The sequence below is a fragment of the Streptococcus sp. CF4-3 genome, from assembly GCF_024295385.1.
Taxonomy (GTDB): domain Bacteria; phylum Bacillota; class Bacilli; order Lactobacillales; family Streptococcaceae; genus Streptococcus; species Streptococcus infantis_I.
Genome location: NZ_JANCPN010000007.1, coordinates 1 through 18871, shown reverse-complemented (window position 1 = coordinate 18871; position 18871 = coordinate 1). Strand labels below are relative to the sequence as shown.

19 protein-coding genes are annotated in these 18871 nt (G+C 37.2%); 4 read left to right on the top strand and 15 right to left on the bottom strand.

The window, feature by feature from the left end; genetic code table 11:
* Positions 1-53: 53 nt before the first annotated feature.
* Complete coding sequence (locus tag NML75_RS06975; RefSeq protein WP_004250985.1) at positions 54-689, top strand: YigZ family protein; 636 nt, start codon at positions 54-56, stop codon at positions 687-689.
* A gap of 155 nt (positions 690-844) precedes the next feature.
* The gene (gene cysK / locus NML75_RS06970) at positions 845-1771 is read left to right on the top strand and encodes a cysteine synthase A (RefSeq protein ID WP_004250984.1); all 927 of its coding nucleotides are present in this window, start codon (positions 845-847) and stop codon (positions 1769-1771) included.
* Positions 1772-1858: 87 nt separating this feature from the next.
* Here cysK and tsf read toward each other — a convergent pair whose 3' ends face one another.
* From tsf to yfmF, 13 genes are all read right to left on the bottom strand, one after another.
* Positions 1859-2899, bottom strand: a complete 1041-nt coding sequence (tsf, locus tag NML75_RS06965) for a translation elongation factor Ts (protein ID WP_004250982.1) — start codon at positions 2897-2899, stop codon at positions 1859-1861.
* Positions 2900-2977: 78 nt separating this feature from the next.
* The gene (gene rpsB, locus NML75_RS06960; protein ID WP_004250981.1) at positions 2978-3760 is read right to left on the bottom strand and encodes a 30S ribosomal protein S2; all 783 of its coding nucleotides are present in this window, start codon (positions 3758-3760) and stop codon (positions 2978-2980) included.
* A 270-nt stretch (positions 3761-4030) separates the two neighbouring features.
* Positions 4031-5242, bottom strand: a complete 1212-nt coding sequence (locus NML75_RS06955) for an aminoacyltransferase (protein WP_074324773.1) — start codon at positions 5240-5242, stop codon at positions 4031-4033.
* 206 nt (positions 5243-5448) lie between these two features.
* The gene (pcsB, locus tag NML75_RS06950) at positions 5449-6657 is read right to left on the bottom strand and encodes a peptidoglycan hydrolase PcsB (protein WP_004250976.1); all 1209 of its coding nucleotides are present in this window, start codon (positions 6655-6657) and stop codon (positions 5449-5451) included.
* Positions 6658-6749: 92 nt separating this feature from the next.
* Positions 6750-7244, bottom strand: coding sequence for a rod shape-determining protein MreD (mreD, locus tag NML75_RS06945; RefSeq protein ID WP_070677810.1), 495 nt, complete (start codon positions 7242-7244; stop codon positions 6750-6752).
* Complete coding sequence (gene mreC / locus NML75_RS06940) at positions 7241-8062, bottom strand: rod shape-determining protein MreC (RefSeq protein WP_070677808.1); 822 nt, start codon at positions 8060-8062, stop codon at positions 7241-7243. The genes mreD and mreC overlap by 4 nt, the downstream gene beginning before the upstream one ends.
* A gap of 31 nt (positions 8063-8093) precedes the next feature.
* Complete coding sequence (locus NML75_RS06935; protein ID WP_070677806.1) at positions 8094-8888, bottom strand: energy-coupling factor transporter transmembrane component T family protein; 795 nt, start codon at positions 8886-8888, stop codon at positions 8094-8096.
* Positions 8881-9720, bottom strand: a complete 840-nt coding sequence (locus tag NML75_RS06930) for an energy-coupling factor transporter ATPase (RefSeq protein WP_070677804.1) — start codon at positions 9718-9720, stop codon at positions 8881-8883. Before NML75_RS06930 ends, NML75_RS06935 begins: the two co-directional genes overlap by 8 nt.
* Positions 9705-10532, bottom strand: coding sequence for an energy-coupling factor ABC transporter ATP-binding protein (locus NML75_RS06925; RefSeq protein WP_254804304.1), 828 nt, complete (start codon positions 10530-10532; stop codon positions 9705-9707). The genes NML75_RS06930 and NML75_RS06925 overlap by 16 nt, the downstream gene beginning before the upstream one ends.
* Positions 10533-10534: 2 nt before the next feature.
* Entirely contained in the window at positions 10535-11074 is a 540-nt protein-coding gene (gene pgsA, locus NML75_RS06920) for a CDP-diacylglycerol--glycerol-3-phosphate 3-phosphatidyltransferase (protein WP_024054159.1), read from the bottom strand.
* An 11-nt stretch (positions 11075-11085) separates the two neighbouring features.
* On the bottom strand, positions 11086-11913 hold the full coding sequence (gene rodZ, locus NML75_RS06915) for a cytoskeleton protein RodZ (RefSeq protein ID WP_254804303.1): 828 nt from the start codon (positions 11911-11913) through the stop codon (positions 11086-11088).
* Positions 11914-11955: 42 nt separating this feature from the next.
* On the bottom strand, positions 11956-13236 hold the full coding sequence (gene yfmH, locus NML75_RS06910; RefSeq protein ID WP_254804302.1) for an EF-P 5-aminopentanol modification-associated protein YfmH: 1281 nt from the start codon (positions 13234-13236) through the stop codon (positions 11956-11958).
* Positions 13233-14483, bottom strand: coding sequence for an EF-P 5-aminopentanol modification-associated protein YfmF (yfmF, locus tag NML75_RS06905; protein WP_254804301.1), 1251 nt, complete (start codon positions 14481-14483; stop codon positions 13233-13235). Before yfmF ends, yfmH begins: the two co-directional genes overlap by 4 nt.
* A 159-nt stretch (positions 14484-14642) precedes the next feature.
* On the opposite strand from yfmF, the gene yaaA reads away from it, so the two are divergent.
* Both yaaA and recF read left to right on the top strand, forming a co-directional pair.
* Positions 14643-15011: a S4 domain-containing protein YaaA gene (yaaA, locus tag NML75_RS06900; RefSeq protein ID WP_254804300.1), complete on the top strand. Its 369-nt coding sequence runs from the start codon at positions 14643-14645 to the stop codon at positions 15009-15011.
* Positions 15012-15013: 2 nt separating this feature from the next.
* Positions 15014-16105 (top strand): DNA replication/repair protein RecF, encoded by a 1092-nt coding sequence (recF, locus tag NML75_RS06895; RefSeq protein ID WP_254804299.1) that lies wholly within the window; start codon positions 15014-15016, stop codon positions 16103-16105.
* Positions 16106-16159: 54 nt separating this feature from the next.
* On the opposite strand, the gene guaB is transcribed toward recF, so the two are convergent.
* Both guaB and trpS read right to left on the bottom strand, forming a co-directional pair.
* Complete coding sequence (guaB, locus tag NML75_RS06890; protein WP_004250957.1) at positions 16160-17638, bottom strand: IMP dehydrogenase; 1479 nt, start codon at positions 17636-17638, stop codon at positions 16160-16162.
* 161 nt (positions 17639-17799) lie between these two features.
* Positions 17800-18825, bottom strand: a complete 1026-nt coding sequence (gene trpS / locus NML75_RS06885; RefSeq protein ID WP_254804298.1) for a tryptophan--tRNA ligase — start codon at positions 18823-18825, stop codon at positions 17800-17802.
* Between the last annotated feature and the right edge of the window lie 46 nt (positions 18826-18871).

Below are 18871 nucleotides of genomic sequence, written 5' to 3'. Positions count from 1 at the left end.
TTCTTTATTCGTAAAATCTAGAACTTTAGACTATTTTTTAGTACAATAAAAATATGGAATTTAGAACGATAAAAGAGGACGGACAAGTCCAAGAAGAAATCAAAAAATCACGATTTATTTGTCATGTAAAACGTGTCTGTAGTGAAGAAGAAGCTCGTGCCTTTATCACTGCTATCAAAAAAGAACACTATAAGGCTACCCACAACTGCTCTGCTTTTATTATCGGTGAGCGCAGTGAAATCAAGCGAACCAGTGATGATGGGGAGCCAAGTGGAACTGCTGGTGTACCTATGCTAGGAGTTCTAGAAAATCACAATTTGACCAATGTTTGTGTAGTTGTTACCAGATATTTTGGTGGTATCAAATTGGGAGCAGGAGGTCTTATTCGCGCTTATGCAGGTAGTGTTGCCTTTGCTGTCAAAGAAATTGGAATTGTTGAAATTAAAGAACAAACAGGGATTCAAATTCAAATGAGCTATGCTCAATATCAAGAGTATGGGAATTTTCTTAAAGAACATAATCTTATGGAACTCGAAACCAACTTCACAGATCAAGTTGACACAATTATCTTTGTCGATAAAGAAGATAAAGAGGATACCAGAGCTGCCCTTATAGAATTTTTTAATGGGAAAGTTATCCTAACAGATCAGGGCTTACGAGAAGTTGAAGTCCCTGTAAACCTTGTGTAAAGCACTTTTAAATATCTTCCCTCAATTTTTAGATTTACACTGACTATTTTTCAGATTGTTATAAAAAAATCCTATCGCTTCGATAGGATTTCTATATTTTACAAAAGTTTAAGATAGCGTTATACTAGAAACATCTTATATAAAGAGGTGCTAACATGGCTATTTATAACAATATCACAGAACTTATCGGAAAAACACCGATTGTTAAATTGAATAACATTGTACCAGAAGGTGCAGCAGACGTTTACGTAAAACTAGAAGCTTTTAACCCAGGTTCATCCGTTAAAGACCGCATTGCTCTTAGTATGATTGAAAAAGCAGAACAAGAGGGTAAACTGAAACCAGGCTCTACAATTGTAGAAGCAACAAGTGGGAACACTGGTATCGGTCTTTCATGGGTTGGTGCCGCTAAAGGTTATAAAGTTGTCATTGTTATGCCTGAAACAATGAGTGTTGAACGCCGCAAGATCATCCAAGCTTATGGTGCTGAACTAGTCCTCACTCCCGGTAGCGAAGGAATGAAAGGTGCGATTGCAAAAGCGCAAGAAATTGCTGCTGAACGCGATGGTTTCCTACCATTACAGTTTAATAACCAAGCTAACCCAGAAGTTCACGAAAGAACAACAGGAGCTGAAATTCTAGCTGATTTCGGAGCTGATGGTTTAGATGCCTTTGTTGCTGGTGTTGGTACTGGAGGAACTATTTCTGGTGTCTCTCACGCTCTTAAATCGGCTAATTCAGGCATTCAAGTATTTGCAGTTGAGGCAGACGAGTCAGCAATCTTATCAGGTGAAAAACCAGGACCTCACAAAATTCAAGGTATCTCTGCAGGATTCATCCCAGAAACACTTGATACAGAAGCTTATGATGGTATCGTTCGCGTGACATCAGACAATGCTCTTGCACTTGGTCGCGAAATTGGTGGAAAAGAAGGCTTCTTGGTAGGTATTTCTTCTGCCGCAGCTATCTATGCAGCAATCGAAGTTGCTAAAAAACTAGGGGCAGGTAAAAAAGTCCTTGCGCTTGCACCAGATAACGGAGAACGTTACCTATCTACAGCGCTCTATGAGTTCGAAGTCTAGTCTCCTAAATACACAAAGCCCTTTAACAAGGGCTTTGTAATTTTTTCTATAAGAAAGAGGAAGCAAATCTGCTTCCTCTTTTTATTATTAGTTATTCAAGGCTGCTGCCATTGTAGCTGCAACTTCTGCTTCAAAGTCGTTTGCAGCTTTTTCGATACCTTCACCAACTTCAAAGCGAGCGAACTCAACTACTGAAGCGTTAACTGATTCAAGGTAAGCTTCAACTGTCTTGCTGTCATCCATGATGTAAACTTGTGCAAGAAGTGTGTAAGCTTGGTCAACTTTAGTGTTGTCAAGCATGAAGCGATCCATTTTACCTGGGATGATTTTATCCCAGATTTTTTCTGGTTTACCTTCTGCAGCCAATTCAGCTTTGATAGCTTCTTCAGCTTGAGCGATTACTTCATCAGTCAATTGAGCTTTAGATCCGTATGCCAAGTGTGGAAGAGCTGGTTTACCAACCATAGCACGGCTTTCATTATCTTGGTCGATAACGTGGTTCAATTGTGCCAACTCATCTTTAACAAATTGCTCATCCAATTCTTTGTATGAAAGAACTGTTGGTTTCATAGCAGCGATGTGCATTGAGATTTGTTTAGCAAGTGCTTCATCTCCACCTTCGATTACAGAGATAACACCGATACGTCCACCGTTGTGTTGGTAAGCTCCAAAGTGTTGTGCATCTGTTTTTTCAATCAAAGCAAAGCGACGGAATGAGATTTTTTCTCCGATAGTCGCTGTTGCAGACACATAAGCTGCTTCCAGAGTTTCACCTGAAGGCATTGTCAAAGCAAGAGCTTCTTCGTTGTTAGCTGGTTTTCCTTCAGCGATTGCTTTAGCTGTTGCGTTTACCAACTCAACAAATTGAGCGTTTTTCGCAACGAAGTCAGTTTCAGCATTTACTTCAACAACTGCTGCAACGTTACCGTTCACATAAACACCAGTCAAACCTTCAGCAGCAACACGGTCAGCTTTTTTAGCTGCCTTAGCCATACCTTTTTCGCGAAGCAATTCAATCGCTTTTTCGATATCACCTTCAACTTCGACCAATGCTTTCTTAGCGTCCATGACACCAGCACCAGATTTTTCACGCAACTCTTTAACAAGTTTAGCTGTAATTTCTGCCATTTTGATTCTCCTATATTTTTAAAAAATAGGAGAGCCGGGCTAAGCCCCGCCCTCCTAGGTAATGATTACTTATTTGAATTAAGCGTTGTCGCCTTCTACAACTTCAACGATTTCTTCGATTGAGTCTGCTTGAGCTTCTGAAGCTGCAAATTCTGCTTCAACTGCTGCTACAGCATCTTCACCTTGGCGACCTTCGATGATAGCGTCTGCCAATTTAGCTGTAATCAACTTAACCGCGCGGATAGCGTCATCGTTAGCTGGGATGATTACATCGATATCATCTGGGTCAGTGTTTGTGTCAACCATCGCTACAACTGGGATACCCAATTTTTTAGCTTCTTTAACAGCGATTTGCTCTTTATGTGGGTCAACTACGTACATTACATCTGGGATGCGAGGCATGTCTTCGATACCACCCAAGAATTTTTCAAGACGAGCGCGTTGTTTGTTAAGAAGTGCAACTTCTTTCTTAGGAAGAACGTCGAAGATTCCTTCTTCTTCCATGCGTTTGATTTCTTTCAAACGAGCGATACGTTTTTGGATTGTTCCCCAGTTAGTAAGGGTACCACCCAACCAACGGTGGTTGATGTAGTATTGACCTGAACGTTCTGCTTCTTCTTTAACAGCGTCAGCAGCTTGTTTCTTAGTACCAACAAACAATACAACTGCATCGTTAGCTGCTGCATCACGCATAAAGTCGTATGCTTGGTCAGCGTATTTTACAGTTTGTTGCAAGTCGATAACGTGGATTCCGTTACGCTCAGTGAAGATGTACTTAGCCATCTTAGGGTTCCAGCGACGAGTTTGGTGACCAAAGTGTACACCAGCCTCAAGAAGTTGTTTCATTGAAATTACTGCCATGAGTATTTCTCCTTTTTTGTTTTTTCCTCTTCTTGATTTCAACTTGCAAAACAACCAAAAGGCAACAGTTTCACAATTCATCAAGAATGAGTATTATCGTTCACACGACAAGTTTTATTTTATCATAATTGGAGCTTTATTTCAAGTGATTTTGTTATTTTCTCCTTATTAAATTACCATTTAAAAGCTCTAAATTTAAAACATCTCAACATATACTGCTGAGATGTTCTAATAGCTAATTTTTTAAAATTTAATGTAGGGGTGTTTATGCTATCTACTTCGAAGTTTCTTACGAATCTTATAAGCTAGATTAAACAAGAAATATAATGAACTAGTTGGATAGTTAAACTCACCAGCAAACTCCTCAATAGTGGGATTAAACTTAGATTTAAAATTAAATAACCCGCCTTCTAAGTTGTTTTCAATTCCACCCATATTATGAGTCTCTGCCCCACGTTCAAATGAATGTTGAGCTGTCTCAAACCATGTAGGAATAGCAGGTTGATAATGTCTAAATTCCTCATTCATTCCAGCATATAAGTTTTCAGAAGTTTTCCCAAATTCGATGGTTAAAGTTCCAGACAATGGAACGACACTGTACCCTCTATCAATATGGCTCTTAAGAAAAGAAATTTCTTCCTCTAATCGTTTTCTCTCTTGCTGATTCTCTTTTATTTTGCCTTCTTTCGTTTTATCAGTAAATTTCTGCGCTATTTTAAGATTCTTTTCGAGTTGCTGCTCAACTTCTTTCAGTCTATTAGGTAAATCTAAGTAGCTCAGTGTGATAAAAGAGTGATTAGGATAAGTAGTCAGTAACTTTTGATAATAATCTTTGCCTCGTAAACTGATATTCTTACGAGACTCTGTTTTCTTCATTAAAAATGAAAATTCATCTAATAAATCAATTCCACCGAATTTCACTTCCAATCCTTTATTCCTTGCAGTTCGGATTGCCTGTCTAGTGGACTTGGATAGTTGATCCAACGAGAAGTTCTCTTTATGAATATTAGCTTGAAAACGTGGTTGTATATTTTCTGCCATATCCTTTGTTAAGCCTGTCCAATAAACTTTATTTTTTTTCAGTTCTTCAATAATTTCTAAAGTCCTAGAATTTTGGACAGTTTCTTGCCCAATAAGACCTCTACTGATAAATAAACTTGGATCAAATTTAACCATTATTGCATTGCTTTTTTTAGCAATTTTTTTCAATGTTAAAATCACAAATTTCAGAAGTTCTTTATCTTCATAATTAATAACTGGGCCTCTTGGAATATAGAACATGGAAAATCCTAATGGAAGAGGCTGAATTAAGATGTTCGCTACTCCAACCAATTGATTCTCTTTATAAAATCCAACTCTCTCATTCCCCCAAGTATCCTTAATCTTGGCCCAATCACTACTCTGCAACAAATTTCCTTGAGGATGATTTTCTAAAAACAAATCCCACTCTTTGACATCAACATTTATTTTATACGTAAACATAACTCCAACACCGACTCCCTTAGAAACCATTTTTTTATCAACATGCTACACTCGTACTAAATCCCTAAGTTTCATTTTACTTTAACTAAAAAATTATAAAAATAGAGAATAAGTTCAAGTAATTATATAATGAAATTTATTTTTCAGCACTATACAAAGGGTGAGATTAATAAAATCTCACCCTAATTTTAGTAATAATCAGTATATTAGTTTGGATAAATGTATCTTACAGTACCTCTTGATGCTGTCGGATTAAACCATCCACGATAATTTCCGATTGGTTGAGTTCCACTACCATCATAGTTACATTCAGAAACTTGAATACGAGTTGATGATTCAACTGCTGTAACAACTGCTACGTGTCCGTATCCTCCATCATCCCATGAAGCAATTGCTCCAACTTGTGGTGTAGAACCTGTACGGAAACCTGCTGCTGCTGCACTAGTAGCCCACTGACCACCATTACCCCAATAATCACCAGCCCATGGAGCCAAAGTCTTAGCACCCCATGTACATTGACCTACAGGGTAACTTGAAGCATTTGAACTATAAGTTGGTCGTTGACTTACAGTAGTTGCTGCAGGTGTGTAGCTTGATTCATCATCTGATGATGAAGAACTTGAAGTTGCTTGTACTTGTGCAGCAAAGGTTGTGTTAGCCGAAGCTGCAAGTGATTGTTGTTGACTTGTTTGTTTCGCTTTGTATGCTGCTTCTGCTTCTGCTGCTGCCTTAGCTTCTGCTTCAGCTGCTGCTTTTTGCTCTAACAAAGTAGCTTTTTCACTTTCTGCGGTAGCTTTTTCTGCTGCAAGATTCAACTCAGCGGCTTTCAATTCTGCCTGTTTTGTTGTCAAGGCTTGAGCGTCATCAGCAAGTGTTTGTTGATTGGCAATAACTGTGTTGATTGCATTATTGTTTGCAACTTGTTTTTCAGAGATAGCTTTTTTATCTTCTTTTTGTTGTTGCAACATTTTATTGTTTGCTGAGACAATTTCACTCATAGCTGCTACACGAGAAATAGCTTCTGTAATTGAGTTAGAGTTAATAATTGTATTAATGTAGCTTGTAGCAGTTCCGTTAGTTTGTGCACTTCGAGCTTGGTTTTCAAGCGATTCATTACGAGCTACGATGTTTTTTGAAAGCTCTATGATTTCACCTTCAAGTTTTTTAGACTCTTCTTGAAGTTTTTCATTCTCAGCTTGCAACTTTTCTTGTTCTGTTTGAATAGCTGTTACTTTAGTTTGAATCTCATCAACTTGTTTTTGAGCTTCCTTTTGTTGTGTTGTCAATTCACTAATTTTGCTATCTTGAGCAGCAATTTTTTCATTTGTTGTATTGGCTTGGACACTTGAAAGCACAGTTCCTTGTGAAACCAATACTGTACTTAATAAGAGTGATGCTAGAATTTTTTTCTTCATAGTGTAAATACTCCTTCTTTAAAAAGACAATACTAGTATATCAAAAAAAGGCCTAATAAATATTACGCCTTTATTACAGTTTTGTTTCTTTCTTATAGATATATTTTTTCAAAAATATATTGGAAAACTAACATCCATATAAAATTCAATATCATAGTAGGACCCAGACTATAAACTATAAAAACAGGTAGATTTTCTGCAGTCAATCCTACCACATGTGCTAGGATAAAGCTACCAAATTCAAATATAAAAGTCATCATTAAAACTGCTAGCAATCGAGTCCATCTATTCGACAAAATAACCGAGTTGCTTTTATATACGATTGCTCCAATAATCACAAAAAGAAGACTGGCTATCCCTATCAGATGGAAGAAATAGATATCGTATATAAGTCCTAGAACCAAGCAATAGGCCAAAAACAGATATTCTGATACTTCTATTGTCTCGAATAATAAGAAGATGAAGATAAAGTGGCTTACAATTTGAAGATGTGGAAAAAAGCTATTTACAAATTGTCCTAAGTGGCTATCTATTAAAATGATTACGGGTAAGAGCAAAAACATCCCTATTTGCTTAAAAAGTCTCATGATGGATTCCCCACTAACTCTACGACTTTAAGATTCATTGGATCAGCATGCATTTTAACCATAACTTCTCTTGTCAGATAATCATTGGTAGGGGTCACAGATACGACTTCTCCTACAGGAATGTCTGTGACATTGAAGTTCCCCAAACCTCCAGTTACCACTTTATCACCTTTACTAATATCTCCACTATTATTTAGCTGACTAATTTTCAGTAGTTCTTTTTCCTTATCATAGCCAACGATAATACCATAAATACTACTAGATCCATGCTGAATTTTAACAGAAATTTTCTCTGTATTTTCAGCATTTGTTAATAAATTGACCACAGTTGAGTTGTCTTCTACGTTTTCAACGCTTCCAACCAATCCTCCACCAGAAACAACAAGCATACTAGTTGATACACCTTGTTGCGAACCAACATTAACTGTTAACTCTTGTTTCCAAGTCGCCGGAGTTCTCATGATAACATCCGCAGCAATTAGCTTAGTCGCATTTGATTTTGACTTCATATCTAGTAATTGACGCAGTTGTTCATTTTCTTCTTTTAAGCGATCTGCTTCATTCTTTTCCTTTTCCATTTGATAGAATTCTTTTTTGAGAGTTTCATTCTCATTGTAAGCTCTCGTCAAATTTCCTAAATCTGACTTTGTAGATTCTAACCATTGAAATGGTTTTTGCACAATTCTGTCTATCAGAGAAATGCCATCTCCAGCTTTTGTCACAACTGTACTGGATCTTGTCGTTACTAAAAAAATAGAAACTACTAGTATAACGACAAATAGAACAATAATATATTTTGATTTTTTAAAACGGTTCATACCTCTACCTTATAGTATTCTATACTTCACTTTAGGATTTCAACAAAAATAGAATGCCACCCAACACACATACAAGGAGCAAAGCCACACTATCTTTATTCATCCAATTCAACTGCCGGTACTGACTGCGTCCGTTCCCACCTTGATACCCTCTAGCCTCCATGGCTGTAGCAAGAGAATCTGCTCGTTTCAAACTCGTAGCGAATAATGGAATCAAAATAGGAATCATAGCCTTAACTTTTTGGATTATATTTCCTTCTCCAAAATCAACACCACGCGCCTTTTGAGCGTTCATAATTCGAATCGTATCATCCATTAAGGTTGGTACAAAACGTAAACTCATAGACAACATGAGCCCGATTTCATGAACAGGAACCTTAAATCTTTTCAAGGGTCCAAGCAAGGACTCAACTGCTGTAGCCAAGCTTAATGGCATGGTTGTCAAGGTAAGCAAAGTTGAGAAAAAGATAATCAACACAAAGCGGCAAAAAATAATTCCCGCCTGCTCAATGCCATGACTCGTGATTTTAATAAACCCCATCTCGAACAAGACATCTCCACCAGAGATAAAGAAAAGTTGAAAAAGAGTTGTAAAAGCAATCAGAAAAAACATAGACCGCAAACCTTTTATGAAAAAGGATAAGGGAACCTCAGATAAGGCTACAAATATACCTGTTACAACGAAAAGGATCACATTTGTTATTGGATTATTGGCCCAAAAAACGATCATAATCAATAAAATCATTGCCACTAACTTACTACGAGGATCCAAACGATGAACAATCGAATTTCCTGGTATGTAACGACCTAAAATCATGTTATCCATTGATGAACTCCTTAAACTCCTCTATCGTTATCGGCAATTGTTTAAAAGAAACCCCTCGTTCAGCTAGCCTTTGAGCAAATCTTGTGATTTTTGGAACACCTAATTGGATTTTTTCCATGAATTCGACATTTTGAAAAACAAGACTTGGCTTCCCACTCTTGACCAACTTTCCTTTTTCCATCACATAAACTTGGTCAGCAAATTCGGCCACGTCATCCATCAGATGGGTCACTAAAACAATCGTGATACCATCCTGATGAAGTTTTTTAAACAAGGCCATTAACTCTTTTCGACCAATTGGATCTAAACCAGCGGTTGGTTCATCTAAGACCAAGATGCTAGGCTCCATCGCCAAAATACCAGCAATCGCAACCCTTCTCATTTGTCCGCCTGAAAGCTCAAAGGGACTACGTCCAAAGAGTGACTCATCAATTCCTACTAAAGCTAGTTTTTCACGCGCAATAGCTTCTGCCTCTTCTACAGAGACTCCAAAATTTTGAGGTCCAAAAGCCACATCTTTTAAGACAGTCTCCTCAAAGATTTGATTTTCTGCAAACTGAAAGACTAAGCCCACTTGTTTGCGAATTTGACGAATTTGCTTATTGACGGATGTTGATGTAATTAATGTATCAAAGACACGAACACTTCCCTTTGTGGGAACCAACAAACCATTCAAAAGTTGAAGAATTGTAGATTTCCCGCTTCCTGTATGCCCAATAATTGCTGTATAAGATCCATCCTCTATTGACAAATTAACGTCGGACAAGGCAGATGAGGCAAAGGGTGTTCCTTCCTGATACGTATAACTCACATTGTCTAGAATAATTCCCATAAAGCCTCCTCGAGCTCCCCTTCGGTCAGGTAGTGCTCTGGTAATTTCAAGCCACTAGTACGTAGAGATTCTTTTAATTGGTTGACAAAGGGTTGATCTAAACCAATTTGATCTAAATCTGACCTAGAAAATAGTTCTCTAGGAGTACTAGTTGATTCGATTTCTCCTTTTTTCATCACCAAAATACGGTCACTCATGGCCACCTCATCTAAGTCATGCGTAATAGAGATCACTGTCATTTGGTGATCTTGGCGAATCTTTTGGACAATCTTAATCAACTCTAGACGCCCCTCTGGATCCAACATGCTTGTAGCCTCATCCAAAATTAAAATGTCTGGTCGCAGAGCAACAACTCCTGCGATAGCCACTCTCTGTTTTTGGCCACCTGACAAGCGAGCTGGTTCCTTTTTAGAAAATTCAGCCATCCCAACTAATGACAGAGCTTCAGAAACTCGCTTCTTCATCTCTTCAAGTGGAATCCCTTGATTTTCAAGCCCAAAAGCAACGTCATCTTCTACGGTTGCCCCCACGAATTGGTTATCAGGATTTTGAAATACCATACCAATCTTACGTCTTTTTTCCCAGACGTTTTCCGGAGTTAGGCAATCACCGTCTATCCAAATTTCTCCAGATTCCGCTTCTAGCAAACCGTCAATCAAGCGAACAGTTGTTGATTTTCCACTACCATTATGACCAACGATAGACAACCATTCTCCACGTTTCACGTGAAACGAAATGTTATGAACATCATAGTGTTCTTGATCTGCCTGGTATCGAAATGACAGATTCTTAATTTTAATAATCGATTCCATATCTAGCGAAAGGTTCCTTTAAACAAATACGCGCTTCCCTTGAAGTAGTCATAACCAGAATAAACTGTAAAGAACAAAGCGATATAAAGAGTTATCTGACCAAGTAAATTCCAATGAAATAACAAGAAGATAATCGCAAACATCTGGCTAAATGTTTTGATTTTTCCTGGCATTGCTGCAGCTAAAACAGTTCCACCAGTTTCAACTAAGAGTAGGCGCAACCCAGTAACAGCAAGTTCTCGGCAAATGATAACAGCTACTACCCAAGCAGGAGCCATATTTAGACCTACTAGCATGATAAATGCCGACATAACTAACAACTTATCTGCCATTGGATCTGCGAATTTACCAAAATTGCTAACTACTTGCCATTTTCTAGCTAAATAGCCATCTAGATAGTCAGTGATACTGGCAACGGCAAAAATAATTGCTGCTATTTTATGTAACACAGGAGACTGTCCAAATGATAGAAGGAGAACAAAAATCGGAATAAATAAAATTCTACCAAGCGTAAGTATGTTAGGAATATTCTCTTTTTTCATGTTATCCTTCCTTAATTTGAACTTAATTTCAATGTAATCCAGCCAGTTTGACCAGTTAATTTCGAAGTATCAATTTCCTGATTATCGATCTTGATTTTCACGCCTTTGACAACGCCTAATGTGATAGTTACTGGAGAGCCTTTAGAAACTGTTGTTTTGGCCATCTTATTATTAGGCTCAAGAGTAGTTCCTCCAGCCAATTCAGTATCTGAAACACTAACCCAACTTGTTGCATCCGTCACAGATAGTTGAAGTTCGGCAGTATCTTTAGCAGTTTTATATTCTACCGATATAACATCTCCCTTGCCAGAAACCGTCACAGTTGATGCGTCGCTCGAACTTGATGGGCTAGTGGTTTGGTTGCTAGTTGTTGTTTCACTACTTGTAGCACTTGTTGTCGTAGTCACAACATTATAGTTGGCTGAAGTTGTTGCTGTCGGTTGTGTTTGAATATAATTCCAAACATAATAGGTTACGAATACTAAAATTGATAAGGAGAATAAGACGAAGTAAAAAAGTGGAAGCAAGGAACGTTTCTTACGATTAGAACGTCTACGACCTGATAGTTCTATCTCATCAACATCAACTTCCTCATAGGTAATCATACTCCCTGAATCATATGCGTCTAAAACAAGATTTTCATCCAATTCAACTGCCCAAGCATACTTTCTTAAAAAAGAACGTGTATAAAAAGGGCTTGGCAATTGGTCAAAATCATCTGATTCTAAAGCCTCAAGCAGATTCAGTTGAATGTCTGTCTTGCGCTGCAATTCCTCTAAACTCAAACCTTGATTGATTCTTGCTAAACGTAACACTTCACCAATTGTTTTTTTTCTCATACTTATCATGCCTTCTTTCTAGTTTATTTTATATTTCGATGGCTATAGTGGAAAAATTGTAAATTCAACTATTTCACTATTATCGATAAAATGATGTCCTACCTCAAGAACATCATCCAAGGTCATTTCCTGTATAATCTTTGGTAAATCAAACAGGGTTGTTTCGTCAGAATGTGACTGATATTGGGTCGCAATAAATTCTAAAGAGTTCATACTATGGATAAATTCTCCATAAATTTCACTTTTGATTAAATCAAGATGTTCTTCCGAAATATCCGCATCAGTAACAAAGCTCTGAATCGCCTTTCGGAATTGATGCGAAATTGACACAGGCTCCTTCGTGTTCATTGTCAGCATCAAAAAGTTAAAACGTCGATTGATCTCAACTTCTAAAGATAATGAAGAATCTAATTTCCCAGTTTCATACAAACTCTGAAATCTTTTAGAGGTCCAACCAAACATCATCGTAAATAACGCTCTTAATAGAACGCTATATCGATAACAGTCCTGATGCCCCATATCAGAATTCGTTCGAACTCCTATTGCTAATTTAGGTGATGCAACATCCATACGAATGCTCTCAACCTTCTTTACAGGGTGTAAAGCGATAGGTTCTTTTGGATTTGGAACTATACAACCTCCAATATCCTTTTGCGAGAAATAATTCTGCATCAACTCTAAATCAAAATTTCCAACAAGGAAAATTTGGCTATTGACAGGAGTGTAAAATTCATCAAAATTGTCCCGTAGATCCTCTAAACTAATATCTTCTATCGAATCTTCAGTCCCAACAATATCTGAAGCTAGTGGAGTTGCCGGATATAGATTTGCAAGTGTTTTAAAGAACAAGCAAGAATCAGGATCATCCTGATACATTTCGCGTTCTTGTTGAATAATATCCTTTTCTCGTTCAACAGATTCTTCAGTAATGTTAAAGCTAGTAACAAGCTCGTCAAGCAAGTCCAAACACTCAGCCACATTGTCAGAGGTTGAAAAAAGATAACTTGTATTTGTAAAACTTGTAAAGGCGTTACTATCTGCACCTAATTTGGTAAATGCAGCCATGATATCTTCAGAATTTTCTCTTTCAAAAAGTTTATGTTCTAAAAAATGAGCAATCCCCTTAGGATATGTTTTCTTTTTACTATCTCTAGCTGTAAACTCAGTGTCAACTGAACCAACATAGACAGTTACTACACCATAAACTTCGTTAAAATCATTTTTAGGAAGTAAAGAAACTGTCAATCCGTTTTCTAATTTTGCTTGATAAAGAGTTTCCTTTACAGCAGGATAATATTTCTCTTGAAAAGTAACTCTAGTCATTCTGCTCCTTCCATAAAATAGATAGCCTGCAATTTCAAACTAGATGCCGCCCTACAGATTTCATCCTTGTCAACTTGCTCTAGTCTCTCTATCAAAGAATCTAGGTCTAAAGCCGATTTACCAAAAAAGAGGCTTAAGTATTCTCTATCTATAATCGAATCTTGATTATCCTGACTCAACAACATCGTCCTACGAATCATTTCCTTAGTTTGATTAACTTCAGCATCTGTAAATCTACCATTTTTGATAGCTAACAATTGATCATTCATCAATTTTCTTGCCTTGTTTCGGTTTTGACGATTTATTCCAGCAAACAATCTTAAAAATCCACTAAAGAGATCTAAGTGACTAGAAACAGTGTAGGCCAATCCTTCCTTTTCCCTAACTTGGGTAAACAATCTAGAGTGCGGGAAAGCTCCAAGTAAACCATTCACAAGAAGCAAGGCCATCTTTTGATCATCTCCATAACCAATTGTACTATGATAACCCATTTCTAAAATAGACTGACCTAAGTTTTTCCTAGCAATTCCTTCTCTAAGAACATTTGAATAACCTTGCTGATATTGAATGTTTACAGTTTCTTTACGACCTATCAAGTTAAATTTCTTCAGACTTTCTAGAACTTCAATTTCATTAAAATCACCTAAAAAGAATAAATCAATTCTATCCTCTTTCAGCATTTTTTGAAAACTTAAATAGCAAGATTTAGAAGTCTCTTCGGAAACTCTGGCAATTAAATCTCTAGGAACTAACTGCATTGATTCTTCTTGGAAAAACAACTGATCCAATTCTTTATGGGCAAAGAAGAAAGGATCCTCTAATTCTGATTCTAATCTCGCCAACAATTGTTTTTTTTCAATTTCAAAGGCATTGTTCTCAAATTCATCTTCATTAGACAATGGATTAAACATGACTTGATACAATAATTCTAAAATCTGAGCAGTTAAGACGTTTTTCTTACTTAAAAATTCATCTCGAACATAAGTCAAACTCACGTCTACTAAGTGACTTTGCCCCCTTCTATAAGCGTGAGTTGACAAATCTGCTCCATACAATGCTGCCAGATGTTTTCTAAGAACCTGAGCAGTTGGATAGCCTTTATTAGCAGTTTCAAGCATACTAGCACTTAGCATGCGACCAGAAATTAAATCCAGAGATAATGGAGCTGTGAAACGCATGGTTATTTTATTTGTCTTAAACTTTTTAGATTGGATAAAATGCACTGCAATTCCAGGGAATAACTCCATCTTTTACCTCCTTTTACATAGAGTTCTATTATACCATGAAAATGAAAATTTTTCCTGTTCTCTTTGACTCTTTTCAAATTAAAATCGTTTTCATATCAGTAGTTTCTTCTCAACTATTTTGAGCAAAATATGGTATAATACCAAAGATTGAGGTGAACTATGGAATACAAATTATTTGAAGAATTTATTACTCTCCAATCTCTTTTGAAAGACCTTGGGATTATACAAAGTGGTGGTGCTATTAAATCTTTTTTAGCGGACCATCTTGTATATTTTAATGGAGAATTAGAAAATCGTCGAGGCAAGAAAATTAGAATCGGGGATTCTATTGAAATCCCTGATTTAAAAACTCAAATTATTCTAGTTAAACCAACATCAGAAGAACTAGAGGAGTTTCGTCTAGAAAAAATTGAGAAAGAACGTGTAGCTAAGCTTGTCAAGGAAATGAATAAAAAGGTACAAAAAAAGCCAGCGAAAAAGAACCAGTCAACAAAAGCAAAACCTGCACCACGTTTCCCAGGTAGATAAATATGTGGTTGAAAAACTTATCCATTAAACAATTTCGTAACTATCATAATATCGAAATTGATTTTAATCCAAAATTAAATGTATTTGTTGGCCGAAACGCTCAAGGGAAAACCAATCTTCTCGAAAGTATTTACTTTTTAGCCTTAACGAGAAGTCATCGAACAAAGACTGATAAAAATTTAATTCAATTTGAAGAAGAACAACTACAAGTTTCTGGAATCTTACAAAAGAAAACAGCAAGCATTCCACTTGAAATTGACCTAACACAAAAAGGGCGAATTACTAAAGTGAATTACTTAAAACAAACTCGCCTATCAGACTATATTGGTCATATGAATGTTGTCTTATTCGCTCCAGAAGATTTACAACTTGTCAAAGGCGCTCCGGCCATTCGTCGTAAATTCATTGACATAGAATTAGGGCAAATTAAACCGATTTACTTGTCAGACCTGTCAAGTTATAACCACGTCCTTAAACAGAGAAATACCTATCTCAAATCTACACAAAACATAGATGAGACTTTCCTATCTGTTCTTGATGACCAACTAGTAGAATATGGCTGTCGTGTAATGATCCATCGTGCTGACTTTATCCAGAAAATGGAACTCTTTGGCAAGAAAAAACATTTTGACATCTCAGATCAGTTAGAAGAGCTGTCAATCCGTTATCAACCTTCTGTAAACTTTGTTAACAAGAAACATTTGGCTGAATCTTTCCATATAGCACTTCAAAAAAGTAGATCCAGAGATTTATTTAAGAAGAATACTGGAGTTGGTCCTCATCGGGACGATATGATTTTCATGATTAATGGAATGGAAGCAAGTTTCGGAAGTCAAGGGCAACATCGTAGCTTGGTGCTTTCTATAAAACTTGCTGAAATCGAATTGATGGAGAGCATTACCAAAGAATCTCCCATTCTTTTACTTGACGATGTCATGAGTGAACTTGACAATACTCGTCAACTTAAATTATTGGAAACTATTTCTCATAACATTCAAACTTTTATTACAACTACTAGTTTAGACCATCTTCAAAACTTACCTGATAACTTGAGCGTCTTTACAGTAGATAATGGTCAATTAACTGTAAATTAAACTTTACATCTTTGTAAAACAAAAAAATCTCCCGTTTAACAGGAGATTTTTTTATTACATTGAATAGTTTGGTGCTTCATTAGTGATTTGCACATCGTGTGGATGGCTTTCTTTTAGACCCGCACCTGACATTTCGATAAACTGAGCATTGTCATGTAATTCTTTTAAGTTAGCAGCACCACAGTAACCCATACCAGAACGAATACCACCAATCATTTGGAAAACAATATCAGCTGCTGCACCTTTATAAGCAACACGACCTTCGATTCCTTCTGGAACCAGTTTGTTTGCTTCATTGACAGAACCTTGGAAGTAACGGTCGCTTGAACCCTTCCTCATAGCAGCGATTGAACCCATACCTCGGTATGTCTTGAACTTACGTCCTTGAAAGATCTCAGTTTCACCTGGAGCTTCATCTGTTCCTGCAAACATTGATCCGAGCATCACTGCGTTTCCTCCAGCAGCAAGGGCTTTTACAATATCTCCAGAATATTTGATTCCACCATCAGCGATAATTGTTTTACCATATTCACGAGCAACTGCTGCTGCATCGTAAATTGCTGTTACCTGGGGAACTCCTACACCAGCAATAACGCGAGTTGTACAGATTGACCCTGGGCCAATACCGACTTTAACAACGTCAACACCTGCATCATAAAGAGCACGCGCACCTTCAGCAGTAGCGATGTTCCCAGCAATCAAAGTACGGTCTGGGAAATGCGCACGGATTTCAGCTATTTTACGAAGTACACCCGCTGAGTGACCATGGGCTGTATCGATAACAATAGCATCTGCACCTGCTTCGAAAAGTGCTTCCGCACGTTCAAATGTATCAGAAGTAACTCCTACCGCACCAGCAACTAGAAGACGACCGAATTCATCTTTTGCCGCATTTGGGAACTCAATCACTTTCTCGATATCTTTAATGGTGATTAAACCAGAAAGACGACCCTCTTCGTCAACTAGAGGTAGTTTTTCAATACGGTGTTCTTGAAGAATACTCTCAGCAGTTTTTAAATCTGTACCAACCGGAGCAGTAACTAGGTTTTCACTAGTCATGTGTTTTGAAATTGGTTGGTTGTAATCAGAAATGAAACGCAGATCTCGGTTGGTCAAAATACCAACTAACTTACGATTTTCAAGTGTTTCAACTACTGGAATACCACTAATACGGTAACGACCCATAAGTTCATCCGCTTCAGCAATTGTATGTTCTGGAGTCAAGAAGAATGGATCAATGATAACACCATTTTCAGAACGTTTTACCTTACGAACCTCATCTGCCTGTTGCTCAATAGACATATTTTTATGGATAACTCCAAGTCCACCTGCACGCGCAATAGCAATCGCCATTTGACTTTCTGTTACAGTGTCCATTGCAGCTGTAATAATTGGGATATTTAAAGTCAGATTATCTGCCAATTTTGTAGTCAAATCCGCATCATTAGGCAACACATGACTCTCTGCTGGAATAAGCAATACATCATCAAAGGTAAAACCTTTTTTCAAAAATTTAGTGTCCCAATTAGACATTGAAGTTTCCTCTTTTCTTTATTTTTGAGCTTAACGCTTTTTGTATTGTATCTATCATACCATTCTATGAAAATTTGTCAATTAAATTTATAAGAGAACAAATAAAAAACTATCCCTCTTATTTTAAAGAAGAAATAGTTTTATAGTTCATATTTTATCCATTAGTGAAAGTAATTTAGACCCATTGCAGCTTTTACTTCTGATAGTGTTTGCCCAGCAAGTTCTCGAGCTTTTTCACTACCTTTTTGGAGCATATTATAAACCTCACCCATATCTTTAGCATATTCTAGGCGACGTTCACGGATTGGACCAAGTTCACGTTCTAGAATTTCAAGTAGGTAACGTTTGGTCTTAACATCACCAAGGCCTCCACGTTGATAATGTTCCTTCATTTCAGCAATTTCTTGAGCATCCTCAGGTCGACCGAATACGTCCAAGTAATGGAAAACCATATTTCCTTCAATCTTACCTGGATCCTCAACACGAATATGGTCTGGATCTGTATACATACTCATTACTTTTTTACGCAAAGTATCTGCATCATCAGCTAGGTAAATTCCATTATTAAGTGATTTCGACATTTTGGCATTACCATCAAGACCTGGTAAACGTCCCGCACCTTCGTGCTCAGGGTAAATTCCTTCTGGTTCTACTAAAACATCACAGTTATAGGCATGGTTGAAAGAACGCACAATTTCACGTGTTTGTTCAATCATCGGCTTTTGATCATTCCCTACTGGAACCAAGTTAGCCTTAAATGCTGTAATATCTGCTGCTTGCGCAACTGGATAAACTAAAAATCCAGTTGGAATACTTTCACCAAAGCCTTTTTGAGCAATTTCAGTCTTTACGGTTGGATTTCGTTCCAAGCGAGCTAATGAAACTAGGTTCATATAATACATAGAGAGCTCTGCCAATTCTGGAATCTGGCTTTGAATGAAAATCGTTGCTTTATTAGGATCTAATCCCACTGCAAGATAGTCCAAAGCAACATTCCCAATAGACTCTACAATAGTTTGTGGATCTTTTGCATGGTCTGTTAGTGCTTGCTGGTCAGCTAAAAAAACAAACATGTCATATTTATTTTCTTCTTGTAGTAAGACACGATTTTTCAAACTACCAACGTAGTGCCCAATATGTAATTTCCCCGTTGGACGATCTCCTGTTAAAATAATGGGTTTACTCATCTTATTCTCCTTTGATATGGTCCTTTCAATTATAGCATTTTTTTAA

Excerpts from the sequence above, each read along its gene's own strand:
- NML75_RS06935 (WP_070677806.1), bottom strand. The coding sequence starts at position 8,888 with ATGGATAACATGATTTTAGGTCGTTACATACCAGGAAATTCGATTGTT.
- guaB (WP_004250957.1), bottom strand. The coding sequence starts at position 17,638 with ATGTCTAATTGGGACACTAAATTTTTGAAAAAAGGTTTTACCTTTGAT.
- NML75_RS06955 (WP_074324773.1), bottom strand. The coding sequence starts at position 5,242 with ATGTTTACGTATAAAATAAATGTTGATGTCAAAGAGTGGGATTTGTTT.
- rodZ (WP_254804303.1), bottom strand. The coding sequence starts at position 11,913 with ATGAGAAAAAAAACAATTGGTGAAGTGTTACGTTTAGCAAGAATCAAT.
- pgsA (WP_024054159.1), bottom strand. The coding sequence starts at position 11,074 with ATGAAAAAAGAGAATATTCCTAACATACTTACGCTTGGTAGAATTTTA.
- NML75_RS06930 (WP_070677804.1), bottom strand. The coding sequence starts at position 9,720 with ATGGGAATTATTCTAGACAATGTGAGTTATACGTATCAGGAAGGAACA.
- recF (WP_254804299.1), top strand. The coding sequence starts at position 15,014 with ATGTGGTTGAAAAACTTATCCATTAAACAATTTCGTAACTATCATAAT.
- yfmH (WP_254804302.1), bottom strand. The coding sequence starts at position 13,236 with ATGACTAGAGTTACTTTTCAAGAGAAATATTATCCTGCTGTAAAGGAA.
- tsf (WP_004250982.1), bottom strand. The coding sequence starts at position 2,899 with ATGGCAGAAATTACAGCTAAACTTGTTAAAGAGTTGCGTGAAAAATCT.
- mreD (WP_070677810.1), bottom strand. The coding sequence starts at position 7,244 with ATGAGACTTTTTAAGCAAATAGGGATGTTTTTGCTCTTACCCGTAATC.
- yaaA (WP_254804300.1), top strand. The coding sequence starts at position 14,643 with ATGGAATACAAATTATTTGAAGAATTTATTACTCTCCAATCTCTTTTG.
- trpS (WP_254804298.1), bottom strand. The coding sequence starts at position 18,825 with ATGAGTAAACCCATTATTTTAACAGGAGATCGTCCAACGGGGAAATTA.
- NML75_RS06975 (WP_004250985.1), top strand. The coding sequence starts at position 54 with ATGGAATTTAGAACGATAAAAGAGGACGGACAAGTCCAAGAAGAAATC.
- mreC (WP_070677808.1), bottom strand. The coding sequence starts at position 8,062 with ATGAACCGTTTTAAAAAATCAAAATATATTATTGTTCTATTTGTCGTT.
- yfmF (WP_254804301.1), bottom strand. The coding sequence starts at position 14,483 with ATGGAGTTATTCCCTGGAATTGCAGTGCATTTTATCCAATCTAAAAAG.
- rpsB (WP_004250981.1), bottom strand. The coding sequence starts at position 3,760 with ATGGCAGTAATTTCAATGAAACAACTTCTTGAGGCTGGTGTACACTTT.
- cysK (WP_004250984.1), top strand. The coding sequence starts at position 845 with ATGGCTATTTATAACAATATCACAGAACTTATCGGAAAAACACCGATT.
- pcsB (WP_004250976.1), bottom strand. The coding sequence starts at position 6,657 with ATGAAGAAAAAAATTCTAGCATCACTCTTATTAAGTACAGTATTGGTT.
- NML75_RS06925 (WP_254804304.1), bottom strand. The coding sequence starts at position 10,532 with ATGGAATCGATTATTAAAATTAAGAATCTGTCATTTCGATACCAGGCA.